The 14552-nt window shown below is 35.1% G+C and carries 16 protein-coding genes; 1 reads left to right on the forward strand and 15 read right to left on the reverse strand.

Going from position 1 to position 14552, the window contains the following annotated elements; translation table 11 throughout:
• Positions 1 to 15: 15 nt before the first annotated feature.
• The 6 genes from QE109_RS12030 to QE109_RS12055 all read right to left on the reverse strand — a co-directional run bounded on the left by QE109_RS12030 (position 16) and on the right by QE109_RS12055 (position 5708).
• Complete coding sequence (locus tag QE109_RS12030; RefSeq protein ID WP_281094779.1) at positions 16 to 705, reverse strand: metallophosphoesterase; 690 nt, start codon at positions 703 to 705, stop codon at positions 16 to 18.
• Between the two features lie 54 nt (positions 706 to 759).
• Positions 760 to 1473: a tRNA 2-thiocytidine biosynthesis TtcA family protein gene (locus tag QE109_RS12035; protein WP_281094780.1), complete on the reverse strand. Its 714-nt coding sequence runs from the start codon at positions 1471 to 1473 to the stop codon at positions 760 to 762.
• Positions 1470 to 2291: a GTP pyrophosphokinase gene (locus QE109_RS12040; RefSeq protein ID WP_281094781.1), complete on the reverse strand. Its 822-nt coding sequence runs from the start codon at positions 2289 to 2291 to the stop codon at positions 1470 to 1472. Before QE109_RS12040 ends, QE109_RS12035 begins: the two co-directional genes overlap by 4 nt.
• On the reverse strand, positions 2288 to 3226 hold the full coding sequence (locus QE109_RS12045; RefSeq protein ID WP_281094782.1) for a TIGR01212 family radical SAM protein: 939 nt from the start codon (positions 3224 to 3226) through the stop codon (positions 2288 to 2290). Before QE109_RS12045 ends, QE109_RS12040 begins: the two co-directional genes overlap by 4 nt.
• Before the next feature lie 170 nt (positions 3227 to 3396).
• Positions 3397 to 5115 carry a 5'-nucleotidase C-terminal domain-containing protein gene (locus tag QE109_RS12050; protein ID WP_281094783.1) on the reverse strand — a complete coding sequence of 573 codons (1719 nt, stop codon included), beginning with the start codon at positions 5113 to 5115 and terminating at the stop codon, positions 3397 to 3399.
• A 173-nt stretch (positions 5116 to 5288) separates the two neighbouring features.
• Positions 5289 to 5708 (reverse strand): universal stress protein, encoded by a 420-nt coding sequence (locus QE109_RS12055; protein WP_281094784.1) that lies wholly within the window; start codon positions 5706 to 5708, stop codon positions 5289 to 5291.
• A 185-nt stretch (positions 5709 to 5893) separates the two neighbouring features.
• Here QE109_RS12055 and QE109_RS12060 point away from each other — a divergent pair, with 185 nt between their 5' ends.
• Positions 5894 to 6133 (forward strand): hypothetical protein, encoded by a 240-nt coding sequence (locus QE109_RS12060; protein ID WP_281094785.1) that lies wholly within the window; start codon positions 5894 to 5896, stop codon positions 6131 to 6133.
• A gap of 111 nt (positions 6134 to 6244) precedes the next feature.
• Here the strand turns inward: QE109_RS12060 and QE109_RS12065 are convergent, their stop codons facing one another.
• The 9 genes from QE109_RS12065 to potA form a co-directional block, all read right to left on the reverse strand.
• Positions 6245 to 6652, reverse strand: coding sequence for a hypothetical protein (locus tag QE109_RS12065; RefSeq protein WP_281094786.1), 408 nt, complete (start codon positions 6650 to 6652; stop codon positions 6245 to 6247).
• A gap of 78 nt (positions 6653 to 6730) precedes the next feature.
• Positions 6731 to 7780, reverse strand: a complete 1050-nt coding sequence (rlmN, locus tag QE109_RS12070; RefSeq protein ID WP_281094787.1) for a dual-specificity RNA methyltransferase RlmN — start codon at positions 7778 to 7780, stop codon at positions 6731 to 6733.
• Between the two features lie 82 nt (positions 7781 to 7862).
• The gene (locus QE109_RS12075) at positions 7863 to 8207 is read right to left on the reverse strand and encodes a PilZ domain-containing protein (protein WP_281094788.1); all 345 of its coding nucleotides are present in this window, start codon (positions 8205 to 8207) and stop codon (positions 7863 to 7865) included.
• A gap of 51 nt (positions 8208 to 8258) precedes the next feature.
• The gene (locus QE109_RS12080) at positions 8259 to 9908 is read right to left on the reverse strand and encodes an RCC1 domain-containing protein (RefSeq protein ID WP_281094789.1); all 1650 of its coding nucleotides are present in this window, start codon (positions 9906 to 9908) and stop codon (positions 8259 to 8261) included.
• Positions 9905 to 10735, reverse strand: a complete 831-nt coding sequence (locus QE109_RS12085; RefSeq protein WP_281094790.1) for a bifunctional 5,10-methylenetetrahydrofolate dehydrogenase/5,10-methenyltetrahydrofolate cyclohydrolase — start codon at positions 10733 to 10735, stop codon at positions 9905 to 9907. The genes QE109_RS12080 and QE109_RS12085 overlap by 4 nt, the downstream gene beginning before the upstream one ends.
• Before the next feature lie 106 nt (positions 10736 to 10841).
• Positions 10842 to 11879 carry an ABC transporter substrate-binding protein gene (locus QE109_RS12090; RefSeq protein WP_281094791.1) on the reverse strand — a complete coding sequence of 346 codons (1038 nt, stop codon included), beginning with the start codon at positions 11877 to 11879 and terminating at the stop codon, positions 10842 to 10844.
• Positions 11880 to 11905: 26 nt separating this feature from the next.
• Positions 11906 to 12679: an ABC transporter permease gene (locus QE109_RS12095; protein ID WP_281094792.1), complete on the reverse strand. Its 774-nt coding sequence runs from the start codon at positions 12677 to 12679 to the stop codon at positions 11906 to 11908.
• Positions 12673 to 13509: an ABC transporter permease gene (locus tag QE109_RS12100; RefSeq protein WP_281094793.1), complete on the reverse strand. Its 837-nt coding sequence runs from the start codon at positions 13507 to 13509 to the stop codon at positions 12673 to 12675. Before QE109_RS12100 ends, QE109_RS12095 begins: the two co-directional genes overlap by 7 nt.
• Before the next feature lies 1 nt (position 13510).
• Positions 13511 to 14551 carry a spermidine/putrescine ABC transporter ATP-binding protein gene (gene potA, locus QE109_RS12105; RefSeq protein WP_281094794.1) on the reverse strand — a complete coding sequence of 347 codons (1041 nt, stop codon included), beginning with the start codon at positions 14549 to 14551 and terminating at the stop codon, positions 13511 to 13513.
• Between the last annotated feature and the right edge of the window lies 1 nt (position 14552).

Below are 14552 nucleotides of genomic sequence, written 5' to 3' on the forward strand. Positions count from 1 at the left end.
CCTTTCTAAACCACGTTATTCCATTAGCAAATGCAACTTAAAATTGAGATAATCACATGATGTAAGTTGATAATTCACACCATGATAGTTTCCTTTTAATGCATTCTTGAAATTGCTTTTCCCGTGGACATGTCCGTAGACAACTTGTTTAATGTCGTATTTTTCAAAAATCTCCGTAAATCCAGAAGATTGTTTTTTTTCATTAGTTGGTGAAAAATGTAGTACACCTATTATTTCATCATAGCCTGCAGCTTTTGCTTGCTTGATGGAAAGTTCTAATCTTAACACTTCGCGTTTATATATTTTTTCATCTTCCGCAGTAAATACTTCTCCAGGACACACCCAACCTCTTGTGCCACATATTCCATAAGTTTTATATGTCCCAAACGTATTATGGATGAAATCTATGGTCTCATACTTACCTTCCATTTTGGTAAGTGATACCCACCAGAAATCGTGATTTCCTTTGAAAATTATTTTTTTGCCTGGTAACTGATCCAGCCAAGTAAGATCGCTATGCGCCCCTTCAAAACTTATCGCCCATGAAATATCTCCAGGCAATATAATTGTATCTTCAGGCTTTACACGATTAAGCCAATCTTCTTTTATTTTGTCGTAATGTTTATCCCAATGTTCTCCGAACACTTCCATTGGCTTATCTGATCCAAAACTCAGATGTAAATCGCCAATAACATACAATGCCATAATTCACCCTATATCTACACTATAATCTCCACCACTATCTAACAAGAGAAAATTTTATAATAGCCTTTCTAAGTCAACATTTGAAAGTGCCTGTATCACTTTATCTGAAAACTCTGGGATTGTCAATTCTATCTGGTTGATAAGGTCTTCAGCTTTACTCCTCAATCTGTCATCCGCAAATTCACAAGTATCCATCATTAAAGGAAACTTAAGAATCTCTATTGATTTAATGATAGCAGTTTCTTCAAGAAACATAAGTGGTCTTATCATAACCAACCCTTCTTCAGTCTCAGAAATTGGCCGCATCGTCGCCATTTTACCATGTTGAAGTATATTCATCATAAAGGTTTCTACAAGATCGTCTTTGGTATGTCCCATTGCAATTTTGTTATAGCCATTTTCTATAGCATAGCGTTTGATAATTCCCTTTCTAAGCCTTGAACAGGTATAACATGGCGCGTAGGTTTTTCCATGTGACAAGTTAACGGCATAATGTTCTTCATATACCATGAGATCTAATCCATTTTCCTTACAAAACACTTTGTATTCAGGTAGATTGCCAATTAAGCCATGATCCACGGTTAATCCAGTCACCTTAAACGACTTAGGTCCAAACTGACTGAGCTGGTTAAGCGCATAAAATAACAAAGAACTATCTTTACCTCCAGAAACGCCAATTAAAATCCGATCACCTTCATCTATCATCGCATAAGTCTCAATTGCTTTTCTTATTGACTTTAAATAAAGATTTTCCATCCATCGCTTCATATAAGCTTACCTTTCTCAAAATGATTGTATCTTGGTAAACTCTTCTTAATCTCTGTTAATAGTAGTTCAAACTCAAACATGTTGTCATTGTTTTTTATGTTGTCAAACCGCTGTTGAAAGTCAAGTGCTTCAAGCTCTTTCCCTTGCGTAAACAGAAGCTGAATATTTGTGATAATATCTCTAATTGTATTTGATTTTTCTTCAAACATAAGTTGAGCATTTACAACTTCTCTACTAATCTCCATCATCTCTTCATCTAGGCGTGTTGCAGCTATTGCTGAATTCTTTAGCCGCTCTATTATACCATCTGGTATATGTGATTTGTACTTGTAGTTAAGAGAGTGTTCGATTGTCGCCCAGAAATTCATCGCTAGCGTCCTTATTTGAAGTTCTGCTAGGATTTCTTTAGTCCCTAGTGCTGTTTGTACTGGGTATTTAATGATGATGTGGTAGCTCTTATAACCACTATCTTTTGGGTTCTTAATATAATCCTTTTCATATAATACTGTAAAATCCTTTCCACTTCGCTCTCGGATCAGATTAACAACTTCATATATATCATCTACGAACTGGCACATGATCCTGATACCCGCGATATCTTCCATTTGTTCCTCAAGTTGTTCCATAGGAATACTGCGTCGTTCTGCTTTTTCTATTATACTAGATATTTTCTTTACACGACCCATTGCAAACTCAATAGGTGAATATTCATTTAACTCTCTATATTGATTTCTAATAGCTTTAAATTTTACCTTTAACTCCTCTACAGCCTGCTCATATGGAATCAAAAGTGTTTTCCACTCTTTTATGACGTTCATATTTGTCCTCCTGAAACGATTTTTTCAGTGGTGTATAAATCACCTTGCATATAATTACATTTTGTCATCTTTGAATCCAACTGATTTTGAAGCTTTCTCCAACTCATTTCCCAATTGCAAAATAAAGTATCTTCTTCGGGGGCACGTCCAAAAAGTCTCTGAACCACTACTGTTGGTTTTAAAAGTCTTAGAAAATGAATGACACGATCAATATACGTCTCAGGTGAAATCATATCAAACGCATCGTTCTCGTACCAAGTTCCAAGAATGGTGTCTTTTAAAATATAGAGTGAATGTACCTTAACCGAATCAACACCAAGTACATTAATCAGTTTAGCACCTTCATAAAAATCTCTTTCAGTATCCCAAGGTAAGTTTCCTATAAGATGCGTACAGATTGTAAAACCATACGATTTGATTAATAAAACGGCTTCTATAAATTCAGCGAGTCCATGACCTCTATTGATAATTTCAAGTGTATTTACATTAACAGATTGAAGTCCAAGTTCTATCTCAATATCAACTTTTTTAGCCATGCTTATAGCCTTTAATACTTCTAGGTATGGTTTGCTTATACAATCGGGCCGTGTAGAAACGCTAATTCCTATGATATTTTCAATACATGCCTCATTAAGCACTTTTTCAAACGCATCAAGCGCCATATAAGTGTTCGTATAATTTTGAAAATATGCTATAAATTTATGAGCATTGTACTTTGGAGATATAATTTCAATATTATTATGTAGTTGTTCTTTAACTGAAAGTATTGAAGATTGAGCCTCAAATCCAGTGCCTATTTCTCCACAGAAAATACACCCACCGGTTCCTATTCTTCCATCTCTATTGGGACAGCTTATAGGTAAATTGATAGGTATTTTGTATACTTTCTCGCCATATTTATCTTTTAATGCTTCACTGTATTTTCTATAGTTCATCTTATGTCCTCTTTAAATTCAAAATCACTTAGACACTTTATTTTATCATACCCCAAGCGATATGTGTACTCATAAAAAGAACCACTCCAAAACGGGCATCACACAATGAGATGTGTGGACACCCGTGTTGAAATGGTCTTTATTTAAATATTTCTTTTAATCAGTAAAAATCATTTCGCTGGAACGACAAGTGTATTACCTGGGAAGATCATATTTGGATCTTCAAGATTATTGAGTTTTGCTAACTCTTCCCAAGTTGTATCATACATTTGAGCAATTTTCCATAGTACATCACCGCTCACGATTGTGTATGTCATCGTCATTTCTTCTGGCTGTGTAACTTCTGGCTGTGTAACTTCAGGTTCTGTTACTGGTGCATTTGGATCATATAAATTCACTCTGCCTTCAACTTTTACTGAAGCAGGATCAACAACATCTAGATATTCAATTAAAGCTTCATCTAAAGCTGCAAATTCACCTGTTTGTTTAGATGCACCAAGTGAAGTAAAGCCATCACCACCAGCAGCCATAAAATCATTTGTTGCTACTGAGTAGTATTTATCTGGATCAAGTTCCATGCCATTAAACATAACGCTAGTTACTCTTTCCATCGCAGGTTTTTCTGGATCAAAAGTAAAAGTTATACCTGCTACATGAGGGAATGCACCTTTAGCAGCTGGATAATCGGTTAATCCATTTTCTAAAGCTGTAATAATATCAGATCCCTTTACATCAAGTGTAATGATATAGTTACCAAAAGGTAAAACTGTAATTACATCACCTTTAGTGATATCTCCAGCTTGAATTGAATCTCTAATACCACCACCATTAGTGATCGCTATTTGAGCGCCAGTTTCATATAACATAGCATTTGTTATTAGATTACCTAAATTAGTTTCACCAGTTCTTACAAGTTCTCTAGTACCTTCTAAAAGGACACTAGTTTCACCCACTTTAACTTCAGTGATAAGTGCATTTGCAGCAGCTACATCAGCAATTACGTCGATAACTGCAGGATCATCTGCAAGATCGGCAGCTTCTTCAATAGTAAAAAGTTCAGCAGTCTTAGCAGTAATTTGTCCGTTAGTAACTGTAAGGTTTACTATACCTAAATTAGCATCATAAGATCCTGTTTGGACAAGCAAAGTATTATTAACCATCTCGCCATCAGGTTTTGTAGTATGTGAATGACCATCTACGAATACATCGATACCATCAACCGCTTCGATGATTTTTTTAGATGTAAATTCAGAACCGGCATCCTCACCAATATGACCCACACAAACGAGAACATCTACGTTATCTTTTAAAAGATCAACCATATCCTTAGCTCTTTCAATTGGGTTTTGGAAAGTAAGACCAGTAACGTTGTCTGGATGTGTTTTATAAGCTGTCTCTGGAGTTGTTAATCCAAAAATACCAACTTTTAACCCACCAATTGTCTTAATTGTAAATCCTGGTAAGTAATGTGTACCATCTTCATTTTCAATATTAGCAGAAATCATTGGGAAATTTAACATTCCTTTAAGTTCAAGCAAACGATCTTGACCATAGTTGAAATCATGATTTCCAGGAACCATAACATCATAGCCCATTGCATTTAATACTTTAGCAATTGACTCACCTTTTACTAAAGTTGCAATCGTTTGACCGTGGAACGTGTCTCCCACGTCTACTAAGAGCAAGTTTGGATTAGCTGCTCTAAGTTCATTAACTTTTGTTGAAATTTTGGCAAATCCAATGATACCATTTGCCGATTGAATCCTCGCATGTGTATCATTCGTATGAACGATTGTCAAATTGACTGTTGTATCATCTGCAGCCATTGACACGGTCGATAATGAAAGTACCATTACCAACATCAAAAAAATACTGAGTATCTTTTTCATGTGAATCCTCCCTTTTTAGATGTACAGATTTTTTTATCTGTCTCACTACAATTTTATAACCCATTACGCATAAGTTCAAACTATTTTAACGTTTTTGTAACTTTTTTATATATAAACAGTAAAAAATATAAAAACAACCTCGATGCCTTGACATCGAGGTTTAATTTTTCACATCATATTGCTAGAACTTCAGGCTCATCTTCAAAATCAAGTGGAACTACACAGAACCTTACAGACTTGGTAGTTTGATCTTGCAATCTGTTAATCATATTTTGTTGCTCACTTCTTTCGAGTGACTCACCCATAATAATATCCGTTATTTTGTTTTTCTCTGCAAACTGTGCTAAAGCAAGCTCTATATCTTTCGCTTTTGTTACAGTTAGCATAGCATTGTTCGTTTTTGATACTTCAAAAAGGTAATCTAATGCGTCTTTTTCCTCAAGTTGTCCAAAATATTTCCAATTTTCTTTAACAACATGGATTACATGGAGCTCATCTGCATCATTGGTTACTAGCTTTACACCATAGTCAATCAATCTCTCACAAGATTTCTGCTGAGTGACACAGACCATAATTCTCTTATTGTGCTTCATATTAGTTCTCCTTCCAGATTGCTCTGCGCTCATATCAATTATAGCAAAACTGGACACAAAAAAGGTTAAATAATTCGATACAATTCGTAAACTTTTGTTCAAATATTGATTTTTATATGACGAAAAAAGGCTTCTCATGTATAATGGTATATATCTTTGCAACACATCTCGTTTTAGGAGGCTTTATGAACCGTTATACCAAGATTATCGGACTAACTGGCACAGTTTACGTCAAAGAGTTTGAAAAGATAAAACATCATAAGAATAAACTAAGAGCATTACGTGAAGACACTGTTGCTAAAGTTTTCAAAGAAGGTAATGCTGAAATCGTAGTTTATTTTGAAGAAACAGACAATGAAATTCTCGTTGATGCTTTTTCTGATCAAGAAACCATAAAAAAATATCTAGGAAAAACTTTTCTATAATTAGATATTCATTTGTCACAGTTTAAACTAACAGATCCCATGACCATCATCTTATTTATAATAATTTGATAGAAACGGGATCTAATTTTTTTATAATAATACGATCTATATTCAGTTCAAGAATCTGTGTAAACTTTCCGGAATCTCTGTTTCATAATTTAGTGTGATTACAAAGTCGATGCTAAACGCATCAGAAATATCATTGATTTTATTAAACCATTCACTTATTTCTGTTTCCGATATTTTAACGGTGCTCATAATGCCATCAATATAAATCTTTTCTATATCATAATTATTGGAGATTAAACCACAAATGAATCCTAAAAATTCACATGAGCTTGTAATTGGGAACTCACCAAGATTGATAAAACGGATATCATGATGTAAATCATACATTGCGCGATTGTCCTCATCGATAAAAATCATATTGCCCTTTGAAGAACTTAACGCTTCATTTGCCTTTTTTACAATGTCTTTTGTTTTACCAGAACCTTTTTTTCCTGCAATTAAAGTAACCATTTTGATCTCCTCCTTCGTAATATAACACTTATTGTATTATTCTCTGTACAATCGTGTTTCTCCTTCAAAACAATAAAATTATTTTTGCTCAGAAGATTCGTCTTTTTCAAGTCTACTGTTTCTAAGTTGTCCACAAGCAGCATTGATGTCAGATCCAAGTTCTCTACGTACGGTGGTGTTTATATTATATTTATCCATTAATTGCGACTTAAATCCATTAATTCGATCTATCTTTGTAGGTTTATATGATTTCTCTTTAACAGCATTTACAGGAATCAAATTTACATGTACTAACTTGCCTCTAAGCAATACTCCCAGTTGATCCGCATGCAAAAGTGTATCATTAACACCTTCAATCAATGCGTACTCAAATGTAACTCGTCTTCCAGTTTGTTCTATATAGTAATCTACTGCTTTTATCAAGTCTTTAATATTATATCTCTTAGTAATTGGCATGATTTCTTCACGTTCTTCTTGAAAAGGGTTATGAAGTGAAATAGCCAATGTTAATCCAAATTTCTCATCTGCTAGTTTATAGATTTCTGGTACCAAGCCACAAGTGGACACAGTGATACTTCTAATTGACAGATTAAGTCCTTCTGTAAAAGTTGCCATTTTGATAAATTTGACTGTTTGTTCATAGTTGTCAAGTGGTTCGCCGCTTCCCATGAGTACCACATTATCTATTCTTTCACCAGTCAATCTTTGCAGTGCATAAATTTGTCCTAGGTATTCTCCAGCAGTTAAACTTCTAACAACACCACCAATGGTTGAGGCACAAAACGAGCATTTCATTTTACACCCTACTTGAGTAGAAATACATGCACTGTGACCATGTTTATAGGTCATAAAAACAGATTCTACCACATTGCCATCTGCTAAAGCACCTAGTACCTTTATGGTTCCATCTGCGGCTTTATGCTGCTCAATTATTTTATAATTATCAATTCTAAAATCCTTTGATAGTTGATCTCGCAAAGTTTGTGGTATATTTTTCATTTCTTCAAATCCCATCACACCTTTTTGAGCAACCCACTCATAGACCTGTTTTCCTCTAAAGGCTTTCTCACCTTTTTTTTGAAGTGCTGCTACTAATTCTTCTTTTGTTTGATTTCTTATATCTTTCATTTTCTCACTCACTTTATTTATCATTTAAAAAACTGGTTACTCGCGTAAAACAACTCGCTAAATAACCAGTTCCCATTTCATTTTAGATTGATTTTTCTTGTTCGAACTCATCGATGTACAGCGACAAAATATCAGCGAGTCCAGTAAACTCACAACCATAGTTATAGCCTTCTTCTATTTCTTCAACCCTCATGATCTTTAAAACACTATAAAACTGTTTGCCATTGCCTAAATCAATTTTTGCATTGAAATAAAAGTTTATTGGCAGCTCTTCCTTAGCAATAAAACCTATACCCCCCTTAGAAATATCTAGTATTTCAACGGGAAACTCTCTAGTACCCTTGATAATCTGTTCTTGATTATACACTTGATCAATATTGATTACCGCATTGTAAGTGACTCTATGGGAACGTCTTCTTTCACGCATATTTAGTCCTCCTATCTATACGAATTCGTCTTATACTGTCATTATACATGATTATTTTGATTTTGAACTCTCATTTTCCATAAATTCGTAAAAATTTTCATACATTTTCTTTTTATCATACTTTCCACTTAAATCTGAGATCACATAGAAGTCATTGTTACCATCAATGACAAAAATCTTCTTTCCATTGTTTGCATAGGCTTTTGCATAATTGATGCCGGTAAGCTCCACAGGATCATACATAGGTTTAGTCCCTGGTCCGCCAAAGTTTCCCCAGACGTTCACTTTACCAGTTTTTAAAACCGCTAAAGTTAAAGATTCTCTTACCTTTAAAGTTTCTACATCTTTTAGGCGCAATATTTCAGCTGGAAAGAATATTTCTGACTTGCCTTTTGTCCCCAATTGACCATAAGCATTATTACCACAGCCAAATACTTTTCCAGAGTCCGTAACTACTAACGTATATTTGTCACCTGCATGTACACTCTTCACATTTGAGAATAAAGTCACAACTGGTTCTGATATACTTCCTTTATAGCCAACTGCGAGCTGACCATGAGAATTATCTCCCCAAGCCATTACTGTCCCATCGTATTTAAGTGCCAAACCAAAATTGGAACCACAGGCGATTTGTTTGATACCGCTGACACCATCTAGTTTAATTGGCAGCATTGAATCTTGAATATCATCCTGCATAAGTTGATGATCAGAATTATCACCCCAAACAAAAACATTGCCTTCATAATCAAGTGCAGCTGCGAATTTTCTACCTGCAGATACTTGTTTAATATTCTCAAGCCCCCATACACTAGTTATGGTCTTCTGTGCATTTTTATCACCTGTGGCGAGTTCACCAAAACGATTACTACCCGCTGTCCCCACTGAACCGTCGTGAAAACGGAAAACGTTAAAACCCTCACCGCATGAGACTTGAAGAACAGAATCATACATGGAATTGTACTTGAGTTCATTTACTGAATTCAGGGTGCCGATGCCCAATTGTCCGAAATCATTTTTTCCTCTCGAAAGACAACGTCCATTCTTATATAACAAAAAAAACGAACCATCATATGCTTCAATTGCTTTTATACCCTTTTCTTCAACTACTTTAATCTCTCTTTCAAAAGTATCTGACCAGTTATTGTGTTTATCCCTAATTTTTAGTCGTATTGTATACATCCCCGGGTCTTTAAATGTCGCAAACTTATTTTCCCACTTGCGTTCCATAATCTCACCGTCTTCTGCAACACAATTATTGGTGTCATAAGTGATGTATGTTGTGGTAGAAAACTTATTGTCTGGTTTCATGGAAAAATGAGCGATTGGCTTAATTTTACTAAGATCATTCATTCTTCTCAACGTCAGATATGTGTATACACCATTTATATATGAGTCCCCACCAATTTCGTTGATAATTTGTTGCGCCTCAGCCTCATCCAAATGACTGACTGTTAAAAATTTCCCATCCAAAGATAAACCGTATCTTTTCAGATTAAGATGATCCGGATTCTCTATAAAAGGAAGTAATTTTCTAATATCTTTTGCATAATCCGAATGCTCATTTTTATAATCAGTCATTGCATTTAGAAAAACCTCATAGTCTTTGTAAACGTCTATAGGTATTTCCTCTTTGTCTTTTAGAAAATATGCAACAGCGCCAATTAACGATCCAATTGTTACTACTACTCCTAAGAAATTCACCCTTTTACCCCTTTAAAGTGTTCTATGACATTGAGCAATAAAACCGCATTTGTAACAGGACCTACACCACCAGGTACTGGTGTAATCATTTGGACGTAATCCTTCATTGCTTCAAAATCCACGTCACCTACTAATTTTCCATCAACTTCGTTCATACCAACATCTATAACAATTGCCTTCTCACTTACCATTTCTTTTTTAAGAAACTGTGGAATGCCCACTGCCACTATGATAATGTCTGCTTTTTGCGTATGTTCTTCGAGATCTACAGTTCTCGAATGACATATCGTAACGGTTGCGTTGTTTTCCATAAGCATAACTGCTAATGGTTTTCCAACGATGTTACTTCTACCAATGACAACAATGTACTTGCCCTCCAGATCTATCTCTAGTTCTTTAAACATCGTGATAACAGCTAAAGGCGTACATGGCCTTGTTGCCTTTTCCCCTTTAAATAGCCTTCCAGCATTCATAGGGTGAAAGCCATCTATATCCTTTTCAGGTGCAATAGTCATAATAACTTTTTCTTCGCTAATATGCTTAGGTAGTGGCATCTGAACTAAAATACCATCCACATTTTCATCTTCATTTTTCTCAACAATCAATTTTAACAATTCAGCTTCGGAAATCTCAGTCGTCAATCTCACAAGTGTATAACCAAAACCAACGCTATTACACGTTCTCTCTATCATCCGTAAATAAGATTCAGAAGACGGATTCTCACCTAGCATAAACGCAACTACATTGGGTTTTCTATAGCAATCAGAGCAACAATTTCTAGCTTTATCCTTTATCTTTTTTGCAATTGCATTACCATCGATGATCATCTCTTCCTCCTTCGTCAACAAAACACACTCATATTTAGTATGTCCACTGAATAGTCTAAACAGCCCATTAAAAAATGGGCTGTTTTATTTTCAAATCACTATGTGTTTATTTTGCTTTAAGTTCTGTCCAAACGCGATCGTACTCAGTGATAAAATCACCTGGATCACTGAAAATTTCAAAGTTCTCTAACAATGCATCATCTGGATAAGCATATGTCGTACCCATAAGTGCTGGATCTAATAATTTCATCGTCTCAGTGTTACAAGTTGCATAACCGACATAATCAGCATTTTTAAAACCTATATCACCACGACATAAAAAGTCAACAAACTGATGCGCAGCATCGATATTTTTAGCACCTTTAGGAATCACAACGTTATCAAACCAAATATTTGAGCCTTCTTTAGGTAATGCATATTCAAAGTTATCATATTCTTGAATAACCGTGCTTGCTTCACCTGACCACACAACCGCCATTGCGGTCTCTTCGCTGATCAACATATCTTTAACGTTATCGCCTACATAGGCTAAAACGTTTGGCTTTTGTTCTATTAAAACATCTCTAGCTGCCTCAAGTTCTGCCACACTTTTGGTATTCATTGAATACCCAAGTTTTTTAAGTGCAACCATAATAGAATCTCTTTGTGAATCAACCATTGTAAACTGACCTGCATATTTCTCATCCCAAAGTACATTCCATGAATCTACTGGTTCAGTAATTATGTTTGTATTATATATGATACCAACAGTTCCCCAAAAGTATGGGACCGAATACGCATTATTAGGATCAAAAGCTAGGTTCTTAAACCTAGTGTCAATATTAGCATAATTCGGAATTTTAGTTAAGTCAATAGGCTCAACTAAATCTTCTTTGATCATTTTTTCTATCATATAGTCAGATGGGATCGCTATATCATACTGCGTACCACCTTTTTTAATTTTAGTATACATCTCTTCGTTTGTAGCGTATGTTTCGTAATTTACCTTGATGCCAGTTTCTTCCTCAAATATATCGAAGATGTCTTCATCAATATAGTCACCCCAGTTGTATACGTTTAGTACAACTTGATCATCTTTCTTACATCCTGTAAATAAGGTCCCCATAAGTGCTACAAGTAAAACCAAAGATAAAACTTTTTTCATTAAAATCTCCCTTCTAAAGCATATGCTTATATCTCTTCTATTTTTGTACGTTTATTAAGTACCAACAGCAAGATAAGAACCGTAATAAACATCAATGTTGAAAGCGCATTGATTTCTGGCTTAATCCCTCTTCTTGCCATTGAATAAATAGCAATTGACAAATTGCTTACGCCATTCCCTGTGTTGAAAAAACTGATAACAAAATCATCAATAGAGAGCGTAAAAGCAATCAGTGCACCTGTAATAATACCAGGTTTGATTTCTGGATAAATAACTTTTCTGAAAGCATAAAAAGGTGTTGCACCAAGGTCAAGTGCAGCTTCAAGCATCTCACTTGGCATCTGTTTAAATTTTGGAAGTACAGATAACACCACATAAGGAATACAAAATGTAACATGGGCTATAATCATTGTCATGAGTCCAAGCTCCATATTAAGTGCTACAAATAATGTCATCAGAGAAATACCCGTAACAATATCTGGATTTAAAATAGGAAGTGAATTCACATTTAAAATAGCTTTTTGCTTCCATGTTTTCATATAAAATATACCAAAAGCAGCAAATGTTCCTATAACTGTCGCAACAGCAGAAGCAACTACTGCCACAAGAACGGTATAATATAGCGATTTCATAATGTAGTCATTTTGAAATAAACTCTGATACCAATCCAATGTAAATCCTTCCCATTTTGCAGTTGACTTAGAATCATTGAATGAAAAGACCGCTAAAACTGCAATTGGTGCGTATAAAAAGCCGAAGATTATCAAAGTATACAACCTTTTAATCCATTTACCTACCATAGATTGACACCCCTTTCTTCAGGGTTATCTCCACCTACGCGGTTCATGATTGCCATCGATACTAAAATTAGCAACATCAGTATCATCGCTACTGCAGATCCGAAGTTCCAATCATTGATCACCAAGAATTGTTGTTCAATTAAGTTACCAATAAGCATGTACTGGCCACCATAAAGTAAATTTGAAATAACAAAAGTACTTACAGCTGGCATAAATACCATGGAAACACCTGATAAAATTCCAGGAACTGATAGTGGAAAAATCACTTTTAAAAAAACGATTTTCTTATTACCACCCAAGTCTTCAGCAGCTTCTATTAAGCTCTGATCCATCTTAGTTAAAACCGTATAAATCGGAAGTACCATAAATGGTAAAAAGTTATACACCATTCCCAATAATACTGCGCCTTCTGAATATAAAAACTGTACTTGTGGCAACCCCAAAAACGACAAGATGCCATTGAGTACACCATTTTTACCTAAGATCGTCATCCATGCGTATGTTCTTAAAAGAAAGTTCATCCACATGGGAACAACAAACATCATAACCGCAAAAGTTCTAAACCTTACATTCATCTTTGCAAGGATCATAGCCATAGGATAGCCTATGAAAAAACAAATTAATGTTGCTTCAACAGCTATTTTCAAAGACCTGGCAAGAACCGCTATATAGATGGGATCAAACGCTCTTGTAAAGTTAGAAAACGTAATCTGCCAAGAACCGTCGGAATTTGTCGTAATCATACTAAAACCAAAAACCATCAAAATCGGGATGACAACAAACATCGCGATCCAAAATAGATATGGACCCGAAGAAAGTTTTTTAATCATACTATGCCTCCTTATCCATGATATGGATATCGTCTGGCGTTATAAAAAGACCAACGAGCGTGCCTTCTTGCTCCATAGTTGTACTATGAACCATCCACTCTCTATCTGCCTCAGCTACAAGCATCTCATAATGAACACCTTTAAACACAACAGATTTTACTATACCTGTTAATAAACCTTCTGTTGCTGGAACAAGTCTCACGTCTTCTGGTCTAACGACAACTTCTATTGGTGTATTTTCTCCAAAGCCTTTATCAACGCATACAAATGTTTTGTCACAAAACGCAACTTCAAAATCTTTAATCATAGTGCCATGAAAAATATTGCTCTCTCCGATGAAATCTGCAACAAATGCATTCTCTGGTTCGTTATAAATATCAATTGGAGAACCAATTTGTTGAATTTCTCCTTGATTCATAATAATAATTTTATCTGACATTGTAAGTGCTTCTTCTTGGTCATGCGTTACGTAAACAAACGTAATCCCTAATTCTTTTTGCATATTCTTAAGCTCAATCTGCATCTCTTTTCTAAGCTTAAGATCTAATGCCCCTAATGGCTCATCTAACAGCAATACCTTTGGTTCGTTTACAAGTGCACGTGCAATTGCAATTCGTTGCTGTTGGCCACCAGATAAAGAGTTGACACTACGTTTTTCAAATCCTTTTAAATTAACAAGTTCAAGCATCTTTGCTACTTTTATAGCAATTTCTTTATCACTTGCTTTCTTAATTTTCAAACCAAATGCAATATTCTCATATATATTCATGTGAGGAAATAAAGCATACTTTTGAAAAACTGTATTGATTTGTCTCATATATGGAGGCGTATTGGTAATTTCATTGCCTTCAAAAAAAAGTTGACCTGAAGTTGGTGTTTCAAAACCAGCGATCATCCTAAGTGTCGTTGTTTTACCACAGCCACTCGGCCCAAGTATAGTTAAGAATTGGTTTTTCTTTACCCAAAAATCAATGTTCTTGACTACTGGTACACCACCAAATTCTTTTGTAATATTAAGTCCCTTAACGATTTTATCGCTCATA

The organism is Fusibacter bizertensis (assembly GCF_029914245.1).
Lineage (GTDB): Bacteria > Bacillota > Clostridia > Peptostreptococcales > Acidaminobacteraceae > Fusibacter_C > Fusibacter_C bizertensis.

What these genes read in the sequence shown, in the direction of transcription:
- rlmN (WP_281094787.1), bottom strand. Translation starts at nt 7,780, where the DNA reads ATGAAAGATATAAGAAATCAAACAAAAGAAGAATTAGTAGCAGCACTT.
- QE109_RS12085 (WP_281094790.1), bottom strand. Translation starts at nt 10,735, where the DNA reads ATGATCATCGATGGTAATGCAATTGCAAAAAAGATAAAGGATAAAGCT.
- QE109_RS12095 (WP_281094792.1), bottom strand. Translation starts at nt 12,679, where the DNA reads ATGGTAGGTAAATGGATTAAAAGGTTGTATACTTTGATAATCTTCGGC.
- QE109_RS12045 (WP_281094782.1), bottom strand. Translation starts at nt 3,226, where the DNA reads ATGAACTATAGAAAATACAGTGAAGCATTAAAAGATAAATATGGCGAG.
- potA (WP_281094794.1), bottom strand. Translation starts at nt 14,551, where the DNA reads ATGAGCGATAAAATCGTTAAGGGACTTAATATTACAAAAGAATTTGGT.
- QE109_RS12040 (WP_281094781.1), bottom strand. Translation starts at nt 2,291, where the DNA reads ATGAACGTCATAAAAGAGTGGAAAACACTTTTGATTCCATATGAGCAG.
- QE109_RS12090 (WP_281094791.1), bottom strand. Translation starts at nt 11,879, where the DNA reads ATGAAAAAAGTTTTATCTTTGGTTTTACTTGTAGCACTTATGGGGACC.
- QE109_RS12100 (WP_281094793.1), bottom strand. Translation starts at nt 13,509, where the DNA reads ATGATTAAAAAACTTTCTTCGGGTCCATATCTATTTTGGATCGCGATG.
- QE109_RS12065 (WP_281094786.1), bottom strand. Translation starts at nt 6,652, where the DNA reads ATGGTTACTTTAATTGCAGGAAAAAAAGGTTCTGGTAAAACAAAAGAC.
- QE109_RS12060 (WP_281094785.1), top strand. Translation starts at nt 5,894, where the DNA reads ATGAACCGTTATACCAAGATTATCGGACTAACTGGCACAGTTTACGTC.
- QE109_RS12030 (WP_281094779.1), bottom strand. Translation starts at nt 705, where the DNA reads ATGGCATTGTATGTTATTGGCGATTTACATCTGAGTTTTGGATCAGAT.
- QE109_RS12075 (WP_281094788.1), bottom strand. Translation starts at nt 8,207, where the DNA reads ATGCGTGAAAGAAGACGTTCCCATAGAGTCACTTACAATGCGGTAATC.
- QE109_RS12035 (WP_281094780.1), bottom strand. Translation starts at nt 1,473, where the DNA reads ATGAAGCGATGGATGGAAAATCTTTATTTAAAGTCAATAAGAAAAGCA.
- QE109_RS12050 (WP_281094783.1), bottom strand. Translation starts at nt 5,115, where the DNA reads ATGAAAAAGATACTCAGTATTTTTTTGATGTTGGTAATGGTACTTTCA.
- QE109_RS12055 (WP_281094784.1), bottom strand. Translation starts at nt 5,708, where the DNA reads ATGAAGCACAATAAGAGAATTATGGTCTGTGTCACTCAGCAGAAATCT.